Source organism: Methylobacterium sp. WL18 (genome assembly GCF_008040015.1).
Lineage (GTDB): Bacteria > Pseudomonadota > Alphaproteobacteria > Rhizobiales > Beijerinckiaceae > Methylobacterium > Methylobacterium mesophilicum.
Genome location: NZ_VRVD01000833.1, coordinates 1 through 1,725, shown reverse-complemented (window position 1 = coordinate 1,725; position 1,725 = coordinate 1). Strand labels below are relative to the sequence as shown.

The window sequence follows — 1,725 nt, the reverse complement described above, 5'->3', positions numbered from 1 at the left end:
GGCCTGGGCCACGGGTGCGGCCTCGGGCTTCCGGCGCGCCTTCTCCTCCGGGAGCTTGGCGATCGCCGGTCCGCCGCCGCCGGGCAAGCCGAGCGCGGCGCGCATCGGCGCGTCGTACCCGTAGAGATCGGGGAGGGTGCGGAACGTCCCGCCGTCGTCCACGTAGGCTGTGAAGTAGGCCAGATGCACCGGCAGCTTCGCGGGCAGCCGGATCGTGCGCTCGCCCTTGCCGATCAGCTTCTTGAGCCGCGCCTCGGACCAGTCCGGCAGCACGGCGTCGGCCAGGCGGAAGGGGTCGTCGACGCGGACGCAGCCATGGCTGAAATCGCGCTTGGCCGCGGAGAACAACGACCGGTTCGGCGTGTCGTGCAGGTAGACCGCGTGCTGGTTCGGGAACATGAACTTGATGAAGCCGAGCGCGTTGCGCTCGCCCGGCGGCTGACGCAATGAGACGTGGCCGCCGCGGCGGACCACCTCGTAGCCGCCCCATGTCTTGCCGCCGTAGCCGGCGAGCTTGGGCGCCATGGTCTTCAGGATCGAGGGCGGCACGTACCACGACGGATTCACCACCGCGTATTCCATCAATCCGGAGAACAGCGGCGTGCGCGATTCCGGCTTGCCCACGATCACGCGGGCCTCGTCGCGCAAGCTGCCGCCGCGATAGGCGCGCAGGCGGTATTCCGGGATGTTGACCAGGATGTAGTCGGGGCCGAGGTCGCCGGGCAGCCAGCGCCAGCGTTCCATGTTGACGATCAGCTCGGCCTCGCTGCCGCTCGCGCGCGCCGGCCGGCCGGCATCGGCGAGTGCCAGGACGGTCTGGACGTTCAGCACGCCGTTGCCTGGCAGGCCGCGGCCGCGCTGGAACTTCGCCACCGCGTCGGCCACCGTCGCGTCGTAATCCTCCGGCTCGCCGGGCGCGCGGTCGAGCGTCCCGGCCGGGCGCGTCTCGAGCCCGAAATGCGCGCGCAGCAGCGGCACCCGCGGGTCGCGCATGCCGGTCTTCAGGGCCGGACCCGGGGGCAGGCGCAACGGCGTGACGGCGGTCGGGGCCGGTCCGCGCAGGGTGGCAAGGCGTGTCTTCAGCGCCTGGTAGCCGGTCGTCGAGGGATTGTAGGCCTGGAGGGCCTCGCCAGGGTTGGCGCCTGCCTCGGACAGCTTTGTCAGGACCGCACCGGCATCGGGCAGATCGAGCTGCGGGGTGATGAGGCGGGAGATGGAAGCCAGGTTGATGCGGCCGCCCCGGGCGTCCTTGGCGTATAGCAGAGCCGCCGCCGAGAGCCGGAGATCGGCGTCGGCCACAGCCTTCGCGTCAGGCGTTCCGGCAAGGTTCGGGACCGTGTAGGCCCGGGCGTCGAGCCCGTCCTCGGCAGCCGCGGCAAGGCGCGCAGAGACCGATTTGGCAGCCTCGGTCCAGCCGCCGTCGGCGATCCAGAGCGGCTTGTAGGCCCGTGCCTCGTAGAACGCGCGCATCGCGTCACGGTCCTTGCCGGTGAGGCGAAGCAGCAGCGGCGCGGTGTCGGCGAACCGTGCGAAGATCGCGGCGCCGAGCGGATCGGCCGGCGCGACGGGTGCCGTCACGACCGGCGCCGGAGCCGGCTCGGGTTTCGGCGCCTCGGGCTTGTAGTCGGGCAGGGCGGTCGAGACCGGATCGGACCCGGTCGGGGCCGCTTGCGCGGGCTCGGCCGGGTGCGCGGGCGTGCCGAGGACCGCCGGGTCGAGCGTGGC

General features: G+C 72.4%; 1 protein-coding gene. It reads right to left on the bottom strand.

The features are described 5' to 3' along the window. Nucleotides 1-1,725, bottom strand: a 1,725-nt coding sequence (locus tag FV228_RS28820) for a L,D-transpeptidase family protein (protein ID WP_147857598.1), incomplete at both ends; no start/stop codon positions are given.